General features: G+C 67.6%; 21 protein-coding genes. 10 read left to right on the top strand and 11 right to left on the bottom strand.

What is annotated here, in order from left to right; translation table 11 throughout:
* Positions 1-39 precede the first annotated feature (39 nt).
* Complete coding sequence (locus tag ACSVDD_RS00285; RefSeq protein WP_448187281.1) at positions 40-1440, top strand: glycosyltransferase family protein; 1401 nt, start codon at positions 40-42, stop codon at positions 1438-1440.
* A 16-nt stretch (positions 1441-1456) separates the two neighbouring features.
* On the opposite strand, the gene ACSVDD_RS00280 is transcribed toward ACSVDD_RS00285, so the two are convergent.
* Both ACSVDD_RS00280 and ACSVDD_RS00275 read right to left on the bottom strand, forming a co-directional pair.
* Positions 1457-2173: a GGDEF domain-containing protein gene (locus tag ACSVDD_RS00280; protein WP_448187280.1), complete on the bottom strand. Its 717-nt coding sequence runs from the start codon at positions 2171-2173 to the stop codon at positions 1457-1459.
* Positions 2174-2350: 177 nt separating this feature from the next.
* Positions 2351-3337 carry a 2-hydroxyacid dehydrogenase gene (locus tag ACSVDD_RS00275; protein ID WP_448187279.1) on the bottom strand — a complete coding sequence of 329 codons (987 nt, stop codon included), beginning with the start codon at positions 3335-3337 and terminating at the stop codon, positions 2351-2353.
* Positions 3338-3443: 106 nt separating this feature from the next.
* On the opposite strand from ACSVDD_RS00275, the gene ACSVDD_RS00270 reads away from it, so the two are divergent.
* Together ACSVDD_RS00270 and ACSVDD_RS00265 are read left to right on the top strand one after the other, a co-directional pair.
* Positions 3444-4289, top strand: a complete 846-nt coding sequence (locus ACSVDD_RS00270) for a cell envelope integrity EipB family protein (RefSeq protein WP_448187278.1) — start codon at positions 3444-3446, stop codon at positions 4287-4289.
* A 120-nt stretch (positions 4290-4409) separates the two neighbouring features.
* Positions 4410-4634: a hypothetical protein gene (locus ACSVDD_RS00265; protein ID WP_448187277.1), complete on the top strand. Its 225-nt coding sequence runs from the start codon at positions 4410-4412 to the stop codon at positions 4632-4634.
* 280 nt (positions 4635-4914) lie between these two features.
* Here ACSVDD_RS00265 and aspS read toward each other — a convergent pair whose 3' ends face one another.
* Entirely contained in the window at positions 4915-6732 is a 1818-nt protein-coding gene (gene aspS, locus ACSVDD_RS00260) for an aspartate--tRNA ligase (RefSeq protein WP_448187276.1), read from the bottom strand.
* Positions 6733-7005: 273 nt separating this feature from the next.
* Here aspS and ACSVDD_RS00255 point away from each other — a divergent pair, with 273 nt between their 5' ends.
* The 3 genes from ACSVDD_RS00255 (at position 7006) to ACSVDD_RS00245 (ending at position 10719) form a co-directional block, all read left to right on the top strand.
* The gene (locus tag ACSVDD_RS00255; protein ID WP_448187275.1) at positions 7006-7857 is read left to right on the top strand and encodes a hypothetical protein; all 852 of its coding nucleotides are present in this window, start codon (positions 7006-7008) and stop codon (positions 7855-7857) included.
* Between the two features lie 168 nt (positions 7858-8025).
* Positions 8026-9189: a ribonuclease D gene (gene rnd, locus ACSVDD_RS00250; RefSeq protein WP_448187274.1), complete on the top strand. Its 1164-nt coding sequence runs from the start codon at positions 8026-8028 to the stop codon at positions 9187-9189.
* 234 nt (positions 9190-9423) lie between these two features.
* Entirely contained in the window at positions 9424-10719 is a 1296-nt protein-coding gene (locus tag ACSVDD_RS00245) for an EAL domain-containing protein (RefSeq protein WP_448187273.1), read from the top strand.
* 112 nt (positions 10720-10831) lie between these two features.
* Here ACSVDD_RS00245 and ACSVDD_RS00240 read toward each other — a convergent pair whose 3' ends face one another.
* The 3 genes from ACSVDD_RS00240 to ACSVDD_RS00230 are packed head-to-tail and all read right to left on the bottom strand — an operon-like array spanning position 10832 to position 15058.
* Positions 10832-11386 carry a GNAT family N-acetyltransferase gene (locus ACSVDD_RS00240; RefSeq protein WP_448187272.1) on the bottom strand — a complete coding sequence of 185 codons (555 nt, stop codon included), beginning with the start codon at positions 11384-11386 and terminating at the stop codon, positions 10832-10834.
* Positions 11387-11388: 2 nt separating this feature from the next.
* Entirely contained in the window at positions 11389-12909 is a 1521-nt protein-coding gene (locus ACSVDD_RS00235) for a Ppx/GppA phosphatase family protein (protein WP_448187271.1), read from the bottom strand.
* 1 nt (position 12910) lies between these two features.
* Positions 12911-15058 carry an RNA degradosome polyphosphate kinase gene (locus ACSVDD_RS00230; RefSeq protein WP_448187270.1) on the bottom strand — a complete coding sequence of 716 codons (2148 nt, stop codon included), beginning with the start codon at positions 15056-15058 and terminating at the stop codon, positions 12911-12913.
* A 127-nt stretch (positions 15059-15185) separates the two neighbouring features.
* On the opposite strand from ACSVDD_RS00230, the gene ACSVDD_RS00225 reads away from it, so the two are divergent.
* Both ACSVDD_RS00225 and ACSVDD_RS00220 read left to right on the top strand, forming a co-directional pair.
* Positions 15186-15701, top strand: a complete 516-nt coding sequence (locus ACSVDD_RS00225) for a SixA phosphatase family protein (protein WP_448187269.1) — start codon at positions 15186-15188, stop codon at positions 15699-15701.
* A 97-nt stretch (positions 15702-15798) separates the two neighbouring features.
* Complete coding sequence (locus ACSVDD_RS00220) at positions 15799-17142, top strand: CYTH and CHAD domain-containing protein (RefSeq protein ID WP_448187268.1); 1344 nt, start codon at positions 15799-15801, stop codon at positions 17140-17142.
* 28 nt (positions 17143-17170) lie between these two features.
* Here the strand turns inward: ACSVDD_RS00220 and ACSVDD_RS00215 are convergent, their stop codons facing one another.
* The 5 genes from ACSVDD_RS00215 to ACSVDD_RS00195 are packed head-to-tail and all read right to left on the bottom strand — an operon-like array spanning position 17171 to position 21629.
* Positions 17171-17941 carry a response regulator gene (locus ACSVDD_RS00215; protein WP_448187267.1) on the bottom strand — a complete coding sequence of 257 codons (771 nt, stop codon included), beginning with the start codon at positions 17939-17941 and terminating at the stop codon, positions 17171-17173.
* Positions 17938-18636 carry an HdaA/DnaA family protein gene (locus tag ACSVDD_RS00210; RefSeq protein WP_448187266.1) on the bottom strand — a complete coding sequence of 233 codons (699 nt, stop codon included), beginning with the start codon at positions 18634-18636 and terminating at the stop codon, positions 17938-17940. The genes ACSVDD_RS00215 and ACSVDD_RS00210 overlap by 4 nt, the downstream gene beginning before the upstream one ends.
* On the bottom strand, positions 18633-19700 hold the full coding sequence (locus ACSVDD_RS00205) for an AI-2E family transporter (protein WP_448187265.1): 1068 nt from the start codon (positions 19698-19700) through the stop codon (positions 18633-18635). The genes ACSVDD_RS00210 and ACSVDD_RS00205 overlap by 4 nt, the downstream gene beginning before the upstream one ends.
* On the bottom strand, positions 19697-20257 hold the full coding sequence (locus ACSVDD_RS00200; protein ID WP_448187264.1) for a CDP-alcohol phosphatidyltransferase family protein: 561 nt from the start codon (positions 20255-20257) through the stop codon (positions 19697-19699). The genes ACSVDD_RS00205 and ACSVDD_RS00200 overlap by 4 nt, the downstream gene beginning before the upstream one ends.
* Before the next feature lie 34 nt (positions 20258-20291).
* Positions 20292-21629, bottom strand: a complete 1338-nt coding sequence (locus ACSVDD_RS00195) for a DUF2066 domain-containing protein (RefSeq protein WP_448187263.1) — start codon at positions 21627-21629, stop codon at positions 20292-20294.
* Positions 21630-21705: 76 nt separating this feature from the next.
* Between ACSVDD_RS00195 and purM the strand changes: the two genes are divergently transcribed.
* Positions 21706-22785: a phosphoribosylformylglycinamidine cyclo-ligase gene (gene purM, locus ACSVDD_RS00190; RefSeq protein ID WP_448188490.1), complete on the top strand. Its 1080-nt coding sequence runs from the start codon at positions 21706-21708 to the stop codon at positions 22783-22785.
* On the top strand, positions 22773-23429 hold the full coding sequence (gene purN, locus ACSVDD_RS00185; protein ID WP_448187262.1) for a phosphoribosylglycinamide formyltransferase: 657 nt from the start codon (positions 22773-22775) through the stop codon (positions 23427-23429). Before purM ends, purN begins: the two co-directional genes overlap by 13 nt.
* Positions 23430-23451 lie beyond the last annotated feature (22 nt).

The following is a 23451-nucleotide window of genomic DNA, read 5'->3' as shown; positions in this document are numbered from 1 at the left end:
CTGGATCATCATGCCCGACCCGACGGAGATGGGGACACGATGAGCAACGGTACCGCCTCGACCGCGGCACAGGCCATGGTCGATTTCTGCCTGGAACAGGCGCGCGGCATGCTCGCGCTCGGCCGCATGCCCGAGGCGCGCGCGCTGATGAACTTGGCAACCCAGGTCGATCCCGATGCCGTCCGCGGCGCAATCGACCGGAACGACCCGGCGCTGCGGGCACTCGCCGCGCAATCAATCGTTCTGCACAGCGGACGCGGCCAGGAAATCGGGCATCCCTGCGCCATCTTGGGCCGCGCCGGAATCACCCTGGACCCGCGCCGCGAAGCGATGATCCGCTGGATCTTCGATGCCCATCAGCGGGACTTCGACTCCGGCGCCGTTCCCGAGCCGCCGCTCGCCGGGATCTATGGCGGCGCATCCGACAGGCGCGGCGGACCCGATCGCCCAGTGCGGGTCTTCCTAATCATGGCGCGCCACATCGCCGCCAACCCTTACAACATGGAAAGCGACCTTTTCCACCATTTCACCCGGTCGGCCGCGGCGGCGGGCCTGATCACGCGCGTGTTCGAAGCCGACCCGCTCCTCTACGATTCGCCGAAGCGGTACCCGTACAGCGACACCATGATCGACGCGGCACGCCGGGCTCTGGAGGGCGACCTCGCGGACTTCCGCCCGGACATGATCCTGTTCGACGGTAACTATTTCCCAACCGAGCGTTCGCTTGGTCCCGACTGGCTCGACGCGATGCGGCGGCAGCACGGCTGCCGGGTGGCGTTCGTCCTGGCGGACTGCTACGACACCACGCCGAACCTGTACGGGGCGTGGGCCGGCGCCGCGGACGCCATGGTCCTGTTCAACCGGGAAACCACTTACCCCATGCGCTGCCGCCAAGCGGACAAAGCCTTCTACGCGTGCGGCGTGCCATTCGACGAACAGCTCTTCGCGGCGACGGAGGAGGACAAGGACGGCGACATGGTCCTCATCGGCACCAACCACCGGAGCCGCGCCGACCTCGTCGCCCTGATCGACGCGCACGGGATTCCGATCACCGCCCGCCTGCACACGCGGCTCGCCCAGGATGCCCCGAACATAGAAGAATACGCAGCCATCCTGCGCTGGGCAAAGATGACGTTCAACACCGGGCGGGTGGAAGACAGCCGCAGCCTGAGCATCGTCACCGGCCGCTGTTTCGAGGCGATCCTGTCCCGGACCGTCCTCCTGGAAGAGGCAGGAAGCGGCCTGAACGACTATTTCCTGCCGTTCGTGCATTACGTTCCCTTCGCCAACACGGCGCAGCTCGTCATGTTCGCGCAGTTCCTGCGGGCGAACGACGACTACCGCCGGCGCATCGCCGATCAGGCCCTGTCCTGGCACCAGCAGCGCTACCGGTCGGACCAGTTCTGGAGTGCGTTGCTGGCGCGCCTGGGATTTCGGTGAGCCGGGGCCGCGCCATTCAGGCGGCGCGGCGGACCTGACGGCTCGGGCGCAGCTTGCGGGCGGGCGCCTTGCGGGTGCGGCGCCCCTTGTTGCGGTACATCTTCACGTCGGCGCGGCGGATCACCTCGTCCTCCTGGTCATCCGGGCCATAAGGCTGCACGCCCACCGAGAAGCGGATCGGCAGTTCCACCCCTTCCCACGAGGCGTGCTCGCGATTCGCCAGTTCCGCGAGTTCGGCAGCGCGAGCAGCGCCGGACGCCGGGTCGGTGTTGGTCAGCAGCAGCGCGAACTCGTCGCCGCCCAGCCGCGCCACCACGTCGTGCTCGCGGACGTGCGACTGTAGGAGCCGCGCCACCTGCCGCAGATAGGCGTCCCCGGCCACGTGGCCGTGCGTGTCGTTGATGGCCTTGAAGCCGTCCAGATCGATCATCACCAGAACCCCACCGCCCTGTCCCTGGCGCCGGGCCGCGGCCAATTCACGCTTCAGATGCAGGTTGAAGCCGCGGCGATTCACCAGCCCGGTCAGCTCGTCCGTCATGGTCAGGCCTTCCAGATAAGCGATGCGCTCCTGCTGCTGGTTGATGACCTCCTCGGCTTCGGCCAGCTTCGTCAGCAAAGCCTTGAGGCTAGCGGGGTCTTCGGCCAGGGCGCGGAACCAGACGCCGGCCTCGCCGGTCAGGTCATGACGGAGCGCAATGGCGGAGGGCGGAAAGGCGGTGACCGTGGCGTTCATGGACCGGCTCCTTTATCAAAGGCGAGGAACGCTTCGCCCCGAACTTTGCAACCGCCATGCCATCGGTTACCGCATTGATTTTCCTGAAAAAAGCCCCCGGCAAAACCCGTCGCCCCTGCCCTTCACCGGCAGGAGCTACCGCACCGCCCCGGTTTGCCCGGCAGAATCTGCCGCATTTTAGATAACTTTGTCCGGCATTTGTCTCTCACTGAAGAAATCGTCCAGATTGCCCAGCGCGCGGAACCCCATGGCGTTGCGCGTCTCCACCGTGGCGCTGCCCAGGTGCGGCAGCAGGAAGGTGTTGGGCAGGTCCCGATAGGCCGGATCGAGGTTCGGCTCGTTCTCGAACACGTCCAGTCCGGCGGCGGCGACGCGGCCGTCCTTCAGCGCCGCGATCAGCGCCCCATCGTCCACCACGGCGCCGCGGGCGGTGTTGACGACGATGGCGCCCGGCGGCAGCCGCGCGATGCGGGCGGCGTTCAGCCAGTGCGTGGTCTCCGCCGTTGCCGGGCAGTGGAAGGACAGCACGTCGGCGTGCTCCAGCATCGCCTCGGGCTCGGCGTGGAAAATGGCGCCCTGCTCCAGCTCCCGCGCCAGACGGCTGCGGTTGGAATAGTGGATGGTCATGCCGAAGGCGCGGGCGCGCACCGCCACCGCCCGCCCGATTCGCCCCATGCCGAGGATCGCCAGCCGCTTGCCGCCCAGATGCGTGCCCATGAGCTGAGTCGGCGTCCACCCGGTCCAGGTGCCGGCGCGGATCATCCGCTCGCCCTCCGAGGCGCGCCGCGCGGCCCCGAGCATCAGCAGCATCGCCACATCGGCCGTGGCGTCGGTCAGCACGTCCGGGGTGTTGGAGACGGCGATGCCGCGGGCCTTTGCCGCCTTCAGGTCGATGTGGTCGGTGCCGACCGAGAAGGTGGCGAGGATTCGCACGCTGTCCGGCAAAGCGGCGATGGCCGCGGCGTCCAGCCGGTCACCGGCGCTGCACAGAATGCCGTCCGCGCCGACCTCCGTGGCCCGCGCCGCAAGCTCCAACCCCGACAGCGGCGTGTCGTCGGGGTTGAGCGTCGCGCGGTAGTCGCGCAAGGCGCGCGCCTCCACCGCGTCGGGCAGCTTCCGGGTGAGCAACAGCGACGGCTTTGACACAGCTTGCGACGAACGCATGGGTATCCCCTCCCCGATTGTTGAAAAGGGCTTGGCGGCCCTTCCGATCCGCGCCACAACACCCATACTATCAAGTGTCAGGCCCCCAAACACCGTGGACGCCACCTTGCCGAACCGCCGAACCGCCGCCCGCCCCGCCGCCCGCCTCGCCGCCGGTGCGGTGTTCGGCTCCCTTCTCGTGATGGCCTCCGCGGACGCGTGGGCGGTGGACGCCGGCGCCATCGCCGACATTCAGCCGCACCGCGCCATCTACAAGATGTCGCTCAGCTCGGCGCGCAACAGCTCGAAGGTGAGCGACGTGCGCGGCCGCATGATGTTCGAATGGGCCGATGCCTGCGATGGCTGGACCACCGAGCAGCGCTTCCAGCTCCGCTTCGTCTATTCCGAAGGCGAAGAGATGAACATGAACACCAACTATACGACCTGGGAGGCGAAGGACGGCCTGCGCTACCGCTTCAACGTTCGCAAACAGGTCAACGGCGACACCGACGAGGACATCCGCGGCGAATCCACGCTGCCCAAGGCCGGTGCCGCCGGCAACGCCCACTTCACCAAGCCCGAGGCGCAGGACATGGCGCTGCCCGCCGGCACCATGTTCCCCACCTCGCACACGCTGGGCATCCTTCAGCACGCCAGGGCGGGCGAGCACATCTTCAATTCCGTGGTGTTCGACGGCGCCGACGCCGAGGGCACGACCGAGGTCAACACCATCATCGGCCAACCGAGCGGCGTGCAGAACGACATCGGCGACGGCCTGCTGAAGGACAAGAAGGGCTGGCCGGTGCGCATGGCCTTCTTCCCGCTGCAAAGCGACAACGCCCAGCCGGAATACGAGATGAGCCTCAGGCTCATGCAGAACGGCATCGCGGAGTCGATGCAGATCGACTACGGCGACTTCACCATCAAGGCGATCCTTGAGACGCTCCAGGCCCTGCCGAAGTCCGGCTGCTGAGTGAGTGCATTCGCCGCGTGCACCTTCGGGTGCGCAGCTGTTTACTTAATTTTGAAACAATCACGGTAGAGTGGCCGTCAGGTGCGGCCGCCGCCGCCCCTGCATGAAAAGGGTTTGCGCATGCGCAAGAAGCATCACGTCCTGGTCGGCCAGGTCTACCAGGCCATCGGAGCGGCGAACGGGCGCTCCTGGCGGGTCAAGGACACGCTGACCCTCTTCGGAATTCCGCACGCCCGCGTCGTCAGCACCGAGGACGAGGGCGACATGAAGACGCTGAGCTGCCTGATCCTCGCCGACGGCAGCTTCTACCGCATGATCGAACAGGCGCCGGCCGCGGCGGCGTGAGGTACGCGGGGCGTTGACGCTCTGTGCGCGGAGGCAAGAATTTACACGGATTTTGGGGATTTCGGCACGGATTACACGGATTTTTTTAATGCTTGCAGCGTGTCGAGCCGCCCCGAAGGCCGTTGCTGCGCACGAACAAAAAAATCCGTGCAATCCGTGTTCAAATCCGTGCAATCCGTGTGAACCCTGTTGTTCCCCAGGTCACGAGCTCTCCCCCAACGCCTGCACATAAAAAAAGCCCCGCCACAATGAGCGGGGCTTTTTCATTAGCCGGAAACCATCACTCCTTTGGCGCGGCGATCTTCGGCTTCGGCAGGTCCAGCTTCAGGTGCAGCTCGCGCAAGCGCGTCTGATCCACCTCGGCCGGGGCCTGCATCAGCAGATCCTCGGCGCGCTGGTTCAGCGGGAAGGCGATGACCTCGCGGATGTTCGGCTCGTCGGCCAGCAGCATGACGATGCGGTCGATGCCCGGAGCCGAACCGCCGTGCGGCGGGGCGCCCATCTTGAACGCGCTCAGCATGCCGCCGAACCGCGCCTCCAGCTCCGACGCCGGGTAGCCGGCGATCTCGAAGGCCTTGTACATCACCTCCGGCAGATGGTTGCGGATGGCGCCCGATGACAGCTCCACGCCGTTGCAGACGATGTCGTACTGGTAGGCCTTGATGTCGAGCGGGTTCATCTCCTGCAACGCCTTCAGGCCGCCCTGCGGCATCGAGAAGGGGTTGTGCGAGAAGATGACCTGCTTGGCCTCCTCGTCGTACTCGAACATCGGGAAATCAACGATCCAGCAGAAGCGGAACGCGTTCTTCTCGATGAGATCAAGTTCCTGGCCCAGCTTGGTGCGGGCCTGACCGGCCAGCTTGGCGGCGCCGGCCGGCTGGTCGCAGACGAAGAACACGGCGTCGCCGTCTTCCAGGCCCACCAGCGTGCGCAGTTCGGCCTGGGCGGCCTCCGGCACGAACTTGGCGATCGGACCCTTGCCGCCCGCCGCCTCGAAAACGATGTAGCCGAGGCCCGGCGCACCCTGCTCCTTGGCCCAGTCGTTCAGCTTGTCGAAGAAGCTGCGCGGCCGGTCGGAGACCTTCGGCGCGCGGATGGCGCGCACCACGCCGCCCTTGTCGATGGTCTGGCGGAAGGCGCGGAATTCCACGTCGTCGCGCTTGAACACCGACGTCACGTCGGTGATGACCAGCGGGTTGCGCAGGTCCGGCTTGTCGGAGCCGTACTTCAGCATCGCCTCGTCGAATGCGATGCGGCGGAACGGGTAGGAGTCGACCGCCGGCTTCGTCTCGCGGCGGAAGCCGCCGAACTCGTCGAAGAGGCCGTGCAGCACCGGCTCGATGGCGGCGAACACGTCGTCCTGGGTGACGTAGCTCATCTCGAAATCGAGCTGGTAGAACTCACCCGGCGAACGGTCGGCGCGCGCGTCCTCGTCGCGGAAGCACGGCGCGATCTGGAAGTAACGGTCGAAGCCGGCGACCATCAGCAACTGCTTGAACTGCTGCGGCGCCTGGGGCAGCGCGTAGAACTTGCCGGGGTGGTTGCGGCTGGGCACCAGATAGTCGCGCGCACCCTCGGGCGAGGAGGCGGTGAGGATCGGCGTCTGGAACTCGGTGAAGCCCTGCTCGATCATGCGGCGGCGCGCCGAGGCGATGACGCGGGCGCGCATCAGGATGTTCTCGTGAATGCGCTCACGCCGCAGGTCGAGGAAGCGGTAGCGCAGGCGCACCTCTTCGCCGGTGTCGGCCTCCTGGTTGACCGGCATCGGCAGCGGTTCGGCCTCGGACTGGACCGTCAGCTCACCGATCTGCACCTCGATGCGGCCGGTCGCCATCTTGTCGTTGATGGTTTCGGGCGTGCGCTTGATCACCTTGCCGGTGATGGTGACGACGGACTCGAGCCGCAGCCGGTCGGCGGTGACGAAGTCCGCCTTCGAGTTGTCGATCACGCACTGCGTGATGCCGTAATGGTCGCGCAGGTCGATGAACAGGAGCTGCCCGTGGTCGCGCTTGCGGTTGATCCAGCCCGACAGGCGGACGGTGGTGCCAGCGTCCTCTTCACGAAGCTGGCCGCAGGTGTGGGTGCGATAGGGGTGCATGGGTCGAGCTGCCTTGGAATCGGGGCTTTGGGAATCGCGGCCGGGCGCGGGCGCGGGAAATGGCCGCCAGAGCACACCGGGAGCGCTTGAATGTCAAGGGCGGCAAGAGCGCCATTGCCGGCTCCGTCCAGCACCCCCCTGTTTTCCACACAGAACTGTCCGCGACCGGCGCTCATCATCCGCGTTCGGCGTGCTCCGCCTTTCGAATGGGCGCAAAAAGCGATATATTTTCCGCTATTGGATAGTCGAGCCGATTGTGTTGGGATTTTTGCAATGAAATCAATGCCGCCGCCTCCCGTCTATTGGCCCAAGGGCAAGCCCGACGCGAGTCCCGCCAGCCCCCAGGTGCATGCCCCCCATCCAGACGCGGCAAGTCGGCGAACCGCCCAGTTGAAGGCCTCCGGGCCGGTAACGCAGCATTACATGCCACCGCCAAGCCCAACGATACCCCCGCCTCCCACCGTGCGCCCCGTTGCCGCCGTCATCCAACGGATGGACATCGAAGTCACAATCGACGGGAAAGACGTCGGTAATTATATTTTTGGAAAAAACGACTACGACCACGAATTTTACAGCCTTCTCGATTGGTATTACAACAGCGGAAAGTATGGCAAATTATCGAAGGAAGTAATTGCCGCAGCCATGAAGCGCTACCGGGACGCCTATCCGCGCGGGCGATCCAAACGTATTGTTTTCGGCTATGTGAATCCAACGCACGATTCGCAGACTGGGCTTGATTTGCTTGAGAGAGGAGCAATGTCTCCCCAGCCCTCCACAAGGGATAGGAAATCTTGGCTTCTTTCGCCCAGCCGGCGATTTCAGACGTTCTCCCCCAACAGCAGAAACCCGGACACGATTCCGTCGCTCGGCCATTCGAGCGTGGTTTTCGGCCATGACGAAGGGGCTTCGGAACATTTCAACAGGATCGGCCACACGCAGACACCGGAAATCAACAAAGCCTGGAACAAGCAAATCACCACCTTCCATGGCCTCGAAAATAAATACAAATCAGCAGCATCTGGATCGAACGCACCAAACTACTGCAGACCGGAAAAAAATATCGGAAGCCATCCGATGTACTGGAATAAGAAACACAAAGATTATAATGATGAATTTCAAAGTTGACGCAACCAATACTTGCGCGATGGGACGCACGACACCCCGCTTGCGCCGGACCAGCTCCCTCGCCCGGACAGCGCTCGCCGACGCCGATGCGGATGACCGGTAGCCGGTAGCGGTCAGGGCATCGCCCGCCCTTCCCCCGCGCCCATGGCTCGTGTATGTAACGCGACCATGACGCTCATCACCACCACCCCCGACCTCGAGGCGTTCTGCCGCGACCTCGCAGGCGCCGAATACATCACCGTCGACACCGAGTTCCTGCGCGAGAAAACCTACTATCCGCAGCTCTGCTTGGTTCAGGTCGCCGGCCCGACGTCGGCCGCCGCCATCGATCCGCTGGCCGAGGGCATCGACCTTACGGCGCTGATCGAGGTGCTGAACGACCCGAAGGTGCTGAAGGTGTTCCACGCCGCCCGCCAGGACGTGGAGATCTTCTTCCAGCTGACCGGCAAAATCCCGCACCCGCTGTTCGACACGCAGGTGGCCGCCATGGTCTGCGGATTCGGCGACAGCGTCGGCTATGAGACGCTGGTCACCAAGCTGGCCGGCGCGCGCATCGACAAGTCCAGCCGGTTCACCGATTGGTCGCAGCGGCCGCTGACCGACCGTCAGCTGCATTACGCGCTGTCCGACGTCACCCACCTCCGCCCCGCCTTTGAGAAGCTGCGCAAGCGCCTGCACAAGACCGGGCGCGAGCACTGGCTCGAGGAGGAGATGGCGGTGCTGACCGACCCCGCCACCTACCAGGGCGACCCCGAGAACGCCTGGATGCGCCTGAAGGTGCGCACCAACAAGCCGCGTTTCATGGCCATCCTGAAGGAGCTGGCCGCGTGGCGCGAGCGCGAGGCGCAGCGCCGCGATCTGCCCCGCTCGCGCGTGCTGCGCGACGAGGCCATGCTGGAGATCGCCTCCCACGCGCCGGCCACCATCGACGACCTCGCCCGCACCCGCGGCATGGGCCGCGGCTTCGCCGAGGGGCGCCAGGGTGCCGACGTGATGGCCGCCGTGCAGCGCGGCCTCGACGTGCCGGAGTCCGAGCTGCCGCGCCTCGAGCCGCGCGAGGAGCTGCCCGCCGGCACCGCCCCCATCGTCGAGCTGCTGCGCGTGCTGCTCAAGATGAAGTGCGACGAGAACCACGTGGCCAGCAAACTGGTGGCCTCCGCCGCCGACCTGGAGGCCATCGCCGCCGACGACGAGGCCGAGGTACCGGCGCTGCACGGCTGGCGGCGCGAGCTGTTCGGCAACGACGCACTGGCGCTCAAGCATGGCCGCATCGCGCTGGCGATCCTCGACCGCCGGGTGCGCATCGTGCCAACCGAGGTGGTCGAAGACTGAAATCAGGAACGGCGCACTCCCATCAGTTTTTCAGGCGGCGCCGATTCTTTCAAAGTTGAAATTCAGAAAATTTGATCCGCAATTTCCATATTAACCACAGCTTAATCCATTCTTAAACATACATACGGTTAAGATATGCACGCGGAGTCGGTCCGAAGGTCGGGCCACCGCGTCAAACATTGCGGCAACCTGCCGGACCAGAGTAAACGAGAAGGCGGGCTGGGGGATTTCTGGATGAGCAGTTTTCGCGGCAGGCCACCGGTGGGCAGAGACCGGGTCCGGCTCTCCACCTCGGAGAAGCAACAGGCGGTTGCCGCGTCCCAGGAAAAAGGCCCGGTTTTCGACAATGACAAGCTGCTGAACCTGCTGCGCTCGGCCAAGAGCGAATTGCAGGGCATGCGGCTCATCCACATGCACCTGTCGCTGCTGAAGGACAAGGATCCCTCGGCGCAGATGGTCGTCCGCACGATCATCCAGGAGTTGGGGGCGAAGGCCTCGTACCTCCAGTCGTTCAACATCTCCAACGGCGACGTCATCGTTCTCTACAAGGGCCTGAAGCTGACCGGCGTCACCGACGTCTGCCAGAAGGTCGAGCAGATCTTCCTGTCGAAGACGACGCTGACCGGGGCGAACCCGTACAAGGAATATTCGCTCTATTCGATCATGGAACTGGCGTTGAACTTCATCAACGTCATCCGGTTCGTGGAAGAGCTGGCGGCCGGTGAGTCCGGCGCCGCCGTCACCGAGACCAAGCCGCCGATCACGCTGGAAGAGCTGGGCAAGCTCGAACGCTCGATGCAGATGTTCGACCTGTCGCCGTTCCTCTTCAATCAGGCCATCGCCAACCTCGACCCGGCGGCCGAGGACGAGATGGCGTACTTCGAGCTGTACATCTCGATCAAGCTGCTCCAGGAGCGGCTGTGCCCGGAGTACGATCTGACGGCCAACAAGTGGCTGTTCAACTACTTCACCGCCAACCTCGACCAATCGGTGCTGCGCGCGCTGAACCACGGCCTGAGCTTCATGCGCGGCCGGCGCATCGGCATCAACATCAACCTGTCGACGGTGATCTCCACCGGCTTCGTGAAGTTCGACGAACGTCTGCCCATGGATTTTCGCGGGCAGGTCGTGCTGGAGATCTCGAAGGTCGATCTGATCGAGAACCTGTCGCTGTTCCAGGAAGTCGTGGAATTCGCGCAGGACCGCCGCTATCAAGTGGCGGTGGACGGGCTGAATCCGTTCTGGGTGACCAACTTCGACCTGGAATATCTGAACGCCGACTACGCCAAGATCTTCTGGTCCAACGACATGCTGGAGATGGACCCGCATTTCCAGAAGTACTTCTTCGAGCGGATCAACGAGCAGGACCGCTGCAAGTTCATCCTGGCCCGCTGCGACACGGTGTCGAGTCTGGTGTACGCCCACAAGGCCGGCATCAAGCTGGTGCAGGGCCGCGCGGTGGACAACATCCTGCGCAAGGGTGTCAGCATCCGCGACGCCATCTCCGCCGCCAAGGGCATGGCGGACTGAGCCTCACGACGCGGCGTATTTGTTGGTAGCGAATTTGTTGAGCGTCATGCCCGTGCTTGACACGGGCATCCATGGGGACGGTCCTTGGCCCGGCCATGACGGGCTGGGACAGTCAGCCCACCGGATCGGCCGCAACACGGCCGAAAGTCCGGCAATCATGGAAGGCGCCCTTGAACCATGCGCGCCCGCGCAGCGTGCCTTCGTACCGGAAACCGACCTTCTCCAGCACCCGATCGGAAGCGCCGTTGCCGGCTAACGTCCACGCCTCCATGCGATTGAGCGCAAACAGCCGGTGGCCGCAGGCGACCACGGCCTGCAAGGCTTCGGTCATGAGACCCTGCCCCCAGGCGCGCGGATGCAATTCGTAGCCGATGCCGCCGCACTTCCAGGCGGGGATGAAATAGTTGAAGCGCACGGCGCCAATACGGCTGCCGCCTCGGCGATCCTCGATGATCCAGGAGCAGCCGTTTCCCGTCGGGAATTTCGCGGCCATGTCGCGCACCATCGCCGCGGCCTGCTCCTCCGTCGGTGCGTCGGGCCAGTTGGAATAGCGCGTGACCTCCGGGACGGACAGCAGCGCATGGAACAGTTCCGCGTCGTCCGGCGTGACGGCGCGCAAGGTCAGGCGGTCGGTCGACAGTGCCGGGAACTCCGCAGAGTCCACCATCGCTACTCCGCCGCCAGCGGGCGTTGCGGCGTGGTCACCACCTCCGCACGCCGGCTCAGCACCTTCGCCAGCGCGTCCAGGCGGCGGCGCACGGTCTCGCCGTCCAGCACGTCGGTGTCGTCCGGCAGCATCAGCACCAGGGACTCGCCGCCCAGCTTGAGCGACGTCCGCTGCAACAGCGCGCTCGCCCCACCCGTCAGGTTCTGCGCCAGCCGCAGCCCCAGCCCGAGCACCAGCGCCCGCTTCTGCTGCGCGTCGGAGAGCAGGCCGCGCACCGCCGCCGTGACCGGCGCGTCGATGGTGCCGGCGTAGCGCGCGTAGCTGGCGAGCGCCAGGAACACCCGCTCGGCGTGATCGACGCCGGGGAACGGGAAGCGCAGGATGCGCAGGAAGGCGTGCTCGGCGCGGTAATCCGGGTGCTCGGCCCAGGCAACGTCGCTGAGCAGACAGGCGGCGTGGCGCAGGCGCTGGCCCAGCGCGTCCTCACCGGCGAACAGGCCGGCGGTCCACGGTACCAGCAGCGACGGGTCGCCGAAGCGGCAGAAGCGCTGCCCCCAGTCGGCGCAGGCGCTGAGCAGCGGGTCTTCCTGCCGAAGCTCGGGCGGCAGCAGCGAGAACAGATGCCCCTCGCGCAGCCCATAGGCGGAGAACACCACGTTGGACGGCGCCGCCGCCTTCAGCAGCCGCTCCAGCACCAGCGCCGCGTAGGGCAGCGTGTCGCCACGCCGCCGCGAGCCGGCCAGCTTGGTCAGCGACGAGGTGCTCTGGCGCGCCACCAGATCGGCGAACTGCCGGATCTCACCGGCCGCCACCGTGTAGTGGTGGATGATGTGCAGCGGGTGCTTGGCCTGCTCCATGTGCAACTTGGCCAGCGCTCGCCAACTGCCGCCCACCGGGTAGAAGGTCCGCCCCTTCGCCTCGCCCAGCCAGGGCAGGGTTTCCAGATGCTGGTCGATGGCCTTCACCAGGGCGCCGCGGCTCTCGCCCGCCTCCATGAGACGCAACGGACCGAGCGGCAGCGTCACTTGCCGGCCGAGCACGTGGCCGGCGACGTTGACCAGTTCCAGGCTGCCGCCGCCTAGGTCGCCGACCAGCCCGTCCGCCTCCGGCGTGCCGGACAGCACGCCGTGCGCGGCCAGTTGCGCCTCTTCCTCGCCGCTGACGACGCGCACGGTCAGGCCGGTGGCCTGTTCGACCGCGCGCACGAAGGCCGGACCGTCGCTGGCGTCACGCACAGCGGCGGTCGCCAGCACGTCCACCCGCGGCACCCGCATGCCCAGCGCGATCTGCCGGAAGCGCGGCAAGTGATCCAGCGCGGCGCGTACGCCCTCGGGGTTCAGCCGGCCGCTTTTCTCGACGCCGCGGCCCAGGCCGCACAGCACCTTCTCGTTGAAGATCGGCATCGGCGAGCGCTTCAGCCCGTCATAGACGACCAGACGGATCGAGTTCGACCCGATGTCGATGACGGCGATGGTCTCGGGACGGGTGAGCGTCCGCCGGTCTTCAGCCTGTTCCGCAGGCATGTCAGGACACCGTCTTCAGTTTGAGGCGCGGCGGCGTGCGCTTGCTGTTCAGCGCCGACCCGCGGCCGGACAGGCTGGGGTTGGTCATGAAGTACGTGTGAGCGCTGAAGGCGTCCGGCCCTGCCTTGATGCGGTTATAGACGCCGTCGGGGCCGAGCAGCCAGCTGTTCGTCTCGTCCTTGAAGTTGGCGACCATGATCTGGTCGAGCACCTGCTCGTGCACGGTGGGGTTCTCGATGGGGACCAGAGTCTCGATGCGGCGGTCGAGGTTGCGCGGCATCCAGTCGGCCGAGGAAATGAAGATCTTGGCGTGCGGGCTGGGCAGCGCGTGGCCGTTGCCGAAACATACGACGCGCCCGTGCTCCAGGAAGCGCCCGACGATGGAGCGCACGCGAATGTTCTCCGACAGGCCCTTGATGCCCGGCCGCAGGCAGCAGATGCCGCGGATCACCATGTCCACCTGCACGCCGGCCTGGGACGCCTGATACAGCTTGTCGATGATCTCCGGGTCGACCAGCGAGTTGAGCTTCACCCAGATGTGCGCCGGCTTTTTGGCCCGCGCGTTGGCGATTTCGGCGTTGATCAGCTCGACCAGCCGCGGGCGCAGCGTGATCGGCGCGATGGCGATCTTTTCCAGGTGCTTGGGCGTGGCGTAGCCGGTCATGAAGTTGAACATGACCGCCGCGTCGTGGCACAGCGCCGGGTCGCAGGTGAAGAAGGACTGGTCGGTGTACACTTTGGCCGTGATCGGATGGTAGTTGCCGGTCCCGAAGTGCACGTAGCTGCGCAGCGCTTTGTTCTCGCGCCGCACCACCAGCGAGGTCTTGGCGTGCGTCTTCAGGTCCACGAAGCCGTAAACCACCTGGGCGCCCGCGCGTTCCAGATCGCGCGCCCAGCGGATGTTGGCCTCCTCGTCGAATCGGGCCTTCAGTTCGACCAGCGCGGTCACCGACTTGCCAGCCTCCGCCGCCTCGATCAGCGCGGCGACGATGGGTGAATCCTTGGACGTGCGGTACAGCGTCTGCTTGATCGCCACCACCTGCGGGTCGCGCGCCGCCTGACGGACAAACTGCACCACCACCTCGAAGCTCTCGTACGGGTGATGGACGACGATGTCCTTGTGGCGGATGGCGGCGAAGCAGTCGCCGCCGAAATCGCGGATGCGCTCGGGGAAGCGGGCGTTGAACGGGCGGAAAACAAGGTCCGGCCGCTCGTCAACGATGAGCTGCTTGGTGTCCACCAGCCCGATCAGCCCGTCCAGCACGAACACGTCGTCGTTGGACACGCCCAGCTCGGCGCGCAGGAACTCACGCAGGTCCGCGGCCATGCCGGCGTCTACGGCGAGCCGGATCACGCTGCCGCGGCGGCGGCGCTTCAGCGCGGATTCGAAGGTGCGGACCAGATCTTCCGCCTCTTCCTCGATTTCCATTTCGCTGTCGCGCAGGATGCGGAAGACGCCGTGCGCCTTGACCTGGAACGGAGGGAACAGCTGGTCGATGAAGGTGAGCACCACCTTCTCCAGCTGAATGAAACGGATGTCCGAGCCCGGCAGCCGGATGAAGCGGTCAAGCTGCGCCGGCAGCGGCACCAGCGCATCCAGGTGCGTGCCCTTGACCAGATCGTTCAGCTGCAGCCCCAGAGAAAAGCCGAGGTTCGGGATGAACGGGAACGGGTGCGCCGGGTCCACCGCGATGGGCGTCAGGATCGGGAAGATGTCGTCGAGGAACTTGCCCTCCAGCCACGCGCGCTCGCCGTCCGACAGCTCCTCGGGCTCGACCACCGTGATGCCGTTCTCGCGCAACTCCTTGTTGAGGTGGCGCCACGCCCCCTGCTGCTCGCGCATCAGCTCGATGATGCGCTGGTTGACGGCGGCGAGCTGCTGGGCCGGGGTCAGGTTCTCCGGGCTGGGCTGCTTGACGCCAGCCGCCACCTGCCCCTTCAGGCCGGCCACGCGCACCATGTAGAACTCGTCAAGGTTGCTGGCCGAGATCGACAGGAAGCGCAGCCGCTCCAGCAGCGGGTGGGTGGGGTTGGACGCCTCCTCCAGGACGCGCTGGTTGAAGGCCAGCCACGACAGCTCGCGGTTTATGAAGCGCTCGGGCGAGTCCTGCTCAATCTGGATTTCGTCGATCTGCTGGACGTCGGACACGGTGGCCTCGCTAAGATCCTGGAGGGGACGGGACGGAAATAGGCGTACAGCCTAAACCATCTAGGTTACGATTTGGCGAAACGGCAGCCTTGTCCAGCGAAAACCCCCTACCCGGAGTGCCCGCACCATGAAGACGCTGTGCCTGATGCGCCACGCCAAGTCCGGGTGGGACAATCCGTCGCTGCCCGACCACGACCGCCCGCTGACGTCGCGCGGCGTGGAAGCGGCCGGGCGGGTCGGCCGCCACCTTAAGCAGCAGGGCATTCACCCGGATCTCATCCTCTGCTCGACCGCGCGCCGGGCGGCGGAAACGCTGGCGTTGGTGCTGAACGAGCTGGGCCGCGGCGTGCCGGTTGAGCACGACCGGGGGCTGTATCTGGTCGGCGCCCCGGCGCTTCTGGGCCGATTGCGCGCCGCGCCCGATTCGGTGGGGACACTGATGATGGTCGGCCACAACCCGGACATGCACCACCTCGCCCAACATCTGGCCGGTCGCGGCGATGCGGCGGCGTTGCGGGCCGTCGCCGAGAAATTTTCCACCGGCGCCTGCGCCATCCTGACCTTCCCGGTGGACCATTGGCGCGACGTGGAGCCCGGCATCGGCACCCTGTTGGAGTACGTGCGGCCACGCGCGCTGGTGTGATCGGCTACCTTGGGGTATTCCAAGGCCACCCGTCCCGGCACCTGAGGTTTCCCCAGCATTGGCCACCGCCCCGCTTCCCGCATCCCCGGCCAGCGCCATGGCCCATGAGGTGGAGCTGAAACTCCACGTCCACCCCGACGACCTCGCCCGGCTCGCGGCGCTGCCGGCCCTGAGGGCGCGGGCGGAAGGGGAAACGGTGAGCGGCCGGCTGCGCACGGTGTATTTCGACACGCCCGACCTGCGGCTATTCGCCCGCGGCATCGCGCTTCGCCTGCGCCACGACGGGGCGCGGCGGGTGCAGGGGCTGAAGACCGTGCAGGCCGACCCGCAGGGCGACGCCGCCGCGGTCGCCGTGCGGCGCGAATGGGAATGGCCGGTCGAAGGCGACGCGCCGGACTTCGAGCGTCTCGACACCGAGGGCGCCGGCGCGCTGGTGCCGCTGGACGCGCGCGGCGACCTGATGCCGATCTTCGCCACCGACTTCACCCGCACCGCCGTGCTGGTCCGCCTGGACGCGCAGACCAGCGTCGAGGTGGCCATCGACGACGGCACCGTCGCCGCCGGCCGCAGCGACGAGCGGATCAGCGAGATCGAACTGGAGCTGAAATCCGGCCGCATCGGCCGGCTGTTCGCCCTGGCGCAGGAAATCCACCGCGTCGTACCGCTGCGCATCGGCATCGAGAGCAAGGCCGAGTTGGGCTACCGCCTCGTCAGCGGCCGACCGCCGATGCCGGTGCTGACCGAGCCGCCGGCCCTGTCGCCGCTCAGCACGGTGGCCGAGGCGTTCCGCCATGTCATGCGGCAGGGGTTGCGCCAATTGCTGGCGAACGAGCCCTGCGTCCTGGCCGGGGGCGACGCCGAGGGGCTGCACCAGATCCGCGTTGCCTTGCGCCGCCTACGCACCGCGCTGGCGCTGTTCGGTCCGGTGATCGCCTCAGTCGAGACGAAGCACCTGGACCGTGAGATCCGCCGGCTGTCCAAACGGCTGCGGTCCCCCGCCGAGCAGGCCGACGCGGCGTTGCGCGAGCCGCGCTGCACGGCGCTGATCCTGGCGTTGGGCGTCTGGCTGGAGGAAGGGCACTGGCACGCCGACGCCGACACGGCAGGACGGGCGTTGCTCGACCGACCGATGGCGGACCTCGCCGGCCCGTGGCTGGCGGCGCTGCACGCCAAGGCGCGCAAGGCGGATCTCGACCGTCCCAAACGCCTGCGCCGCCGCCTGCGCACGCTGCGCACGGCGGTGGAGTTCTTCCGCGGCCTCTACCTGCCCGCAACGGTGCGGCCGTATGGAGCGTCGTTGGAGGCGTTGCTGGAGACGCTGGACGCGGCGCGCAACGCCAAGGCGGCGAACCCTCTGAAGCGGCGCGCCGACCAACGGGCCAAGGCCCTACCGGACCGGCTGGATGCGTTCCGTGGGACGGCGGTGTTCTGGAACACGTAGGCGCCGATGTCGGGCGGCGCCCATGCCTTCAGCCCAGGAATTCCTGCCCGGCCATCACCTTGAAGCGCGACCAGACCTTCTTGAACTGGACGGGGTCGACGGGCTTCAGCAGATAGTCGTCGGCCCCGTGCGTCTTGGCCTGCCGCACGGCGTCCGGCGTGGCGTCGGCGGTGCACATGACGACGTAGGCGTTCTTGCGCCGGCTCTTGATCTCGCGCAGCAGATCCAGGCCGTTGATGGCGGGCATGTGCACGTCCAGAAAGACGATGTCGAAATAGCTGCGCCCGAAGACGCCTCCCGCCTCCTGGCCGTCCTTGGCAGTCACCATCCGGTGCGGTGTGCCAAGGATCTCCAGACCGCGCTTGAGCATCGCCAGCATGGTCGGCGAATCGTCGGCGGCAAGCACCGACACCGGCCGTCTGGTCCGCGCCCGGTAGGAATCGGCGATTCGCTGCATGGCCTCCTGGGTGATCGGCTTGGTGACGAAGTCCACGGCGCCCAGCGCCGTCGCCGACGCCTTGATCGCCGGGTCCTCGCTGCCCGAAACTATCACCACGAAGGCGTCGCGGTCGTAGCCGCGGATCGCCTGGAGCACCCCCAGCCCGTCCACCACCGGCATGGCGACGTCGAGCAGGGCGATGTCGCAGCGCCGCTCCCGGTAGGCAGCGATGGCCTCGCCGCCATCTTCCGCCTCGACGAACTCGGCACGGTAGGCGTTCTTGGGGAAGCTGGCACGGATCAGCGCGCGCATGGTCCGCGAATCGTCGGCCAGTAGGATACGCACCGGTTGCACTGTCACGACGCCCCCGCCTCCATCTCCGCCAGCACCCCGCGCACCAGCGGCACGGTCACCGGCCGCTGCTTGGCGAGCGACGCCCGGTCCACCGCCGCCACCACCCGGCGCGCCGCGTCCAGCGAGCGCTCCATCCGCGTCAGCAGGTAGCCGATCACCTCCTGGCTGGGGATCAGCTGGCGGTCGGAGAACAGCTTGACCAGCACCGCAGCCAGCAGCGCCTCGTCCGGCGCGTCCACCCCGACGGCCGGTGCGCCCTTGATGCGCGAACGCAGGTCCGGCAGCTTCACCCGCCAGCGCGACGGCGCCTTGCGCGCCAGCAGCAGCAGGTGCCCGCCCGCGTCGCGGGCGAGGTTGTAGAGGTGGAACAGCGCCTGCTCCCGTCCCGGCTTGCCGGCGACCGCCTCGGCGTCGTCCACGACCACGGCGTGCGTGGCACCGATCAGCGCCGGCAGGTCGGCGGTCTCCAGCGCCGAGCCGAGGATCTGTGGCGCCCGGCTCCGCGCGCGCCAGACCTGGCCGAGGTGCGTCTTGCCGCAGCCCGGCGGCCCCCAGACGGTCAGCGCCGGAGCCGGCCACGCCGGCCAGCGGTCGAGCCACGCCACGGCGTCGGCGTTGCTGGGCGCCACCAGGAAGTCCTCGCCGCCCATGGCCGGGCGGAAGCCCAGGTCGAGGGGAAGTTGCTGCGCGGGGGCGCTCATGGGCTATCCACCGCGCCGTTGTAATAGTCGCTGGCGAGGTAGCGGCCGAGCGCGAATCGGGTCAGCACGCCGATCACCGCCGCCACGGGCACCGCCAGCAGCACGCCGACGAAGCCGAACAGGCTGCCGCCGGCCAGAAGGGCGAACATCACCCACACCGGGTGCAGCCCAACCTTGTCGCCGACCAGCTTGGGCGTCAGCACGTTGCCCTCGATCATCTGGCCGATGACGAAGATCGCCACCACCAGCCCGACCCGCCACAGATCGTCGAATTGCAAAAGCGCCAGCCCCGTCGAGGTGACGAAGCCGAACAGCGTGCCGACGAAGGGAATGAACGACAGCACGCCCGCCAGCAGCCCGACCACCAGCCCGAAATTCAGCCCCGCCGCCGACAGCCCCACCGCGTAGAACACCCCCAGCACCAGACACACCAGAGCTTGCCCGCGCACGAATCCGGCCAGCGTGCGATCCACCTCGCGGGCCTGGGTGCGGATGGTGTCCAGATGCTGGCGCGGCGCCCAGCCGTCCACCGCGGCCACCAGCTTGTCCCAGTCGCGCAGCAGGTAGAAGGCGACCACCGGCGTGATGAACAGCACCGAGAACACGTCGAACAGCGCCAGCCCGCCCGACAGGATGCCGCGCAGCACCCGGCCGATCCAGCCCACCGCCTCGCCCGCGTACTGGCCGGCGGCGCCGCGCAGGCGCTCCACGTCCTCCGGCGACAGGCGGTGCACCAGCCGGTCGAGCGCCGGCAGCACCCGCTCGCGCACCACCTGGGCGTAGTGCGGCAGCGTGTCGATCAGCAGACTCGCCTGCCCCTGCACGAGCGGCAGCAGCAGCAGCGCGACGCTGACCACCACCAGCAGGAAGGCCAACAGCACCAGCACCACGCCGGCCCAGCGCGGCAGGCCCATCCGCTCGGTGCGATCGACCATGGGGTCGAGGAAATAGGCGATGGCCAGCCCGACCACGAACGGCAGCAGCATGCCGGCCAGCAGCCACAGCGCAGCTACGAACAGCACGAGCCCGATCAGCCAGAAACGGAGGTGGCGGGGCTGGCTCACCGCAGCCCCCCGGTGCGGTTGAACAGGATGCCGCCGCGCCCGATGTAGGCCAGCCCCGACGCCGCCGTGGTGAAGGCGCACAGCCACACCATCAGCGTCACGAGGTCATAGCCGTAGAAGACCGGCGGGGCGAAGTCGAGCCCGTGCGGCGCCAGCACCGCCACCGGCAGCACCAGTTGCACCGCGGTGTTGAGCTTGCTGATGCCCAAGGGCTGCATCGCCAGCGACTCCTTCAGCGTGTAGAGCAGCATGACGCCGCCGACGATCATACAATCGCGGAACACCACCAGGATGACCAGCCACAGCGGCAACTGCCCGACATAGCCCAGCGCCACGTAGACGCTGACCAGCAGCACCTTGTCGGCGATGGGGTCGAGGTAGGCGCCCAGCGCCGTGCGGGCGCGGAACATGCGCGCGATGGCGCCGTCCAGCGCGTCCGACGCGCCGGCCGCCATGAACAGCCAGAACGCCCAGCCCAGTTGCCCGGACAGGATCAGGTAGACGGCCAGCGGCGCGCTCAGCAGCCGGCACAGGCTGATGGTGTTGGGGATGCTCACGCGCGTCCCCTCCCGTTGTCTCGCACGGTCTGGATCAATAACCGAGGCCCGGCGCCGGACGTGCCGGAACCGTCCCGAGCGTGCGCGGCGGCGCGCCCATGACGACACCCGGCTCGCCGGCCGGCGGCACCCCGCCATAGGCCGGTGCCGAGGGAGCGGGAATCGGCGCGGCCGGCAGCGGAGCCGCCGCCTGGGTGGCACCGGCCCCCTTGGGCAACGCCCGCAGCTCCAGCGCCGGGGCTGGTGTGATGCCCGAATCCATGCGCGGCGCCGAAGGGGTCAGCCCGAGGTCGCTGCGCGCCAGCATCTGGCGCAGGCGCTCGACGTCACCGCGGTAGGTCAGCGCGACCAGCGCTTCGACCCGGCTCAGCGCCAGCAGATCGACGCGGCTGACCGCCTGCACGGTCGCCAGCCGCTTGCGGGTCTCGATCCAGTCCTCCAGACGGCCGATGGGAACGGCCACGGCGACGCTCTGTTCGCCGCCGGTGACCGCCGTGTTGTCGCGCTTCCACGCCTCGTCCAACGCCGCCGAGACGAAGCTCACCGCGCGGGCCAGCACATCGGCGGGCCGGTCGCTGGCGTCCGGGCGGACGGTGATCGTCTGCGGCTGTCCGCGCGTGCCGTCCAGCCCGTAGCGCGTCACCTCAACCGCCAGGGGCTGGCCCGGATTGGGCTCGCCGGACGCCGTCAGCTCGGTGCGCGCGACGATGACGCCGTTGGCGCTGTAGCGCCGGGCGATGGTGGCCAGCGCGTCGGCCTTGCCGTTCACTGCGTCGTCGGCGCCGATGGCCTGGATGTCGTCCATCTCGCCCTCCGGCACCACCAGCGGCACCAGCGAACTGCCGCGCTCGCGCGCTTCCCACGCCTCGCGCCAGCGCGTGCGGTCCTCCCACAGGATCGGCTTGCCGTCGACCACGGTGACCGGCAGCACGACGAGGGGCTGGCTCGGCGGCTCGACGTAGGAGGCGCCCGCCCCGCCCAACTGCTCGCGCACCGCCTGCGGGCGGAAGCGCACGGTCAGCGAGCCGACGTAGCGCGAGGCCGACACCTTCTCGTCGTCGATCTCGAAGCCCTGCACCAGCCGGGCGAGGTCGGTCTCGGAAAGCCGCGGCGCGGCGCGCCCGCCGGGCACGAGGCGCTGGTAAAGCGTTTCCCATGCGCTGCGCTGCGCCTGGGCGATGGCCTGATCGCGCGCCGTGTTGGGGTTCGACGCGTTGATGTCGACCTTCACGCCGGACACGGTGAAAGCGTCGGCCTGCGCCGCGGGCGCCACCTGGGCGATGGCCGGGGCCGACAGCGCGGCCCCCAGCACGGCCAGGACGGCGAGGAGTGCGGCGAATCCCGCGCAAAGCAGCCAGCGGCGGTGGAGCATTGCAATGCCTTCCGATTCGAGTATGTTCGGCCCGTTCCGTTGGCCCGGTATATAGCCCAGCCCAAGCGAGGATACCATCACGACCCCCGCAAAAAACACGTCCGACGCCTACAAGCAGGCAGGCGTGGACATCGACGCCGGCAACGCCCTGGTTGAAGCCATCAAGCCGCTGGCACGTTCCACCGCACGCGCGGGTTCGGACGCCGGACTCGGCGGCTTCGGCGCGCTGTTCGACCTGAAGGCCGCCGGCTATCGCGACCCGTTGCTGGTCGCCACCACCGACGGCGTCGGCACCAAGCTGAAGGTCGCCATCGACAGCGGCCGGCATGACACGGTCGGCATCGACCTCGTCGCCATGTGCGTCAACGACCTCGTGGTGCAGGGCGCCGAGCCGTTGCTGTTCCTCGACTATTTCGCCACCGGCAAGCTGGAGGTGGAGGCCGGACGCGCCATCGTCGCCGGCATCGCCGAGGGCTGCCGGCAGGCCGGCTGCGCGCTGGTCGGCGGCGAAACGGCCGAGATGCCGGGCATGTACGCCAAGGGCGACTACGATCTGGCGGGCTTCTCGGTCGGCGCCGTCGAGCGCGATCAAGCGCTGACCGGGGCCGGCGTGCAGGCTGGCGACGTGGTGCTGGGCCTCGCCTCGTCGGGCGTGCACTCCAACGGCTTTTCGCTGGTGCGGCGTCTGGTCGAGCAGTCCGGACTGAGCTACGCCGATAAGGCCCCCTGGGACTCGGCGACGAGCCTGGGCGAAGCGCTGCTGACGCCGACGCGCATCTATGTGAAGAGCACGCTCGCCGCGGTGCGCGCCGGAACGGTGCGGGCGCTGGCCCATATCACCGGCGGCGGCCTGATCGAGAACATCCCGCGCGTGCTGCCCGCCGGCCTGGGCGTGACGCTGGACGCCACGCAGTGGCCGCTGCTGCCGGTGTTCGGCTGGCTCGCCAGGACCGGGGCCTTGAGCCACACCGATCTGGCGCGCACCTTCAACTGCGGCCTCGGCATGGTCGTGGTCTGCCCGCCGGAAAAAGCGGACGAGGCCGCGCGCCTGCTGCGCGAACACGGCGAGACCGTGTACCGCGTCGGCACCATCGGGCCGGTGACGGACGGTGAGCGCGTGACGGTCGCCGGGACGGAGAACGCATGGCGCGCCTGAAGCTCGGCGTCCTGATTTCGGGGCGCGGCAGCAACCTGCAAGCGCTGATCGACGCGGCGGAGGACCCCGCCTTCCCCGCGGAGATCGCGCTCGTCCTCTCTAACAAGGCCGACGCGTACGGCCTTGAACGGGCAGCGAAATCCGGCATCGGAACCGCGGTGGTCAACCACCGCGATTTCCCTGGCGACAAGCCGGCGTTCGAGGCGGCGATGGACGCCACGCTGCGCGCGGCCGGGGTCGAGCTGGTGTGCCTCGCCGGCTTCATGCGCATCCTGTCGCCGTGGTTCGTTCAGGCTTGGCATGATCGGCTGATCAACATCCATCCGTCGCTGCTGCCGTCCTTCAAGGGGCTGGACACGCACGAGCGGGCGCTGGAGGCCGGGGTGCGCGTGCACGGCTGCACCGTGCACTACGTGCGGCCGGAGATGGACGTCGGCCCGATCGTCGTGCAGGCCGCGGTGCCGGTGCTGGCGGACGACGACTCGCACAGCCTGGCCGACCGCGTGCTGGCCCAGGAGCACCGCATCTACCCGCTCGCTGTACGACTGATCGCCGAGGGCCGGGTGCGCGTGTCGGATGAGCGCGTGCACATCGAGGGGCACGCGCCCGACGCGGCGACGGTGCTTCTCAACCCCACACCGTAAGGCGGACTTGCCGGCGCGGCCT

The organism is Azospirillum terrae (genome assembly GCF_053470425.1).
The sequence above is the reverse complement of the archived record's forward strand: the minus strand, read 5'-3'. Positions and strand labels throughout refer to the sequence as shown.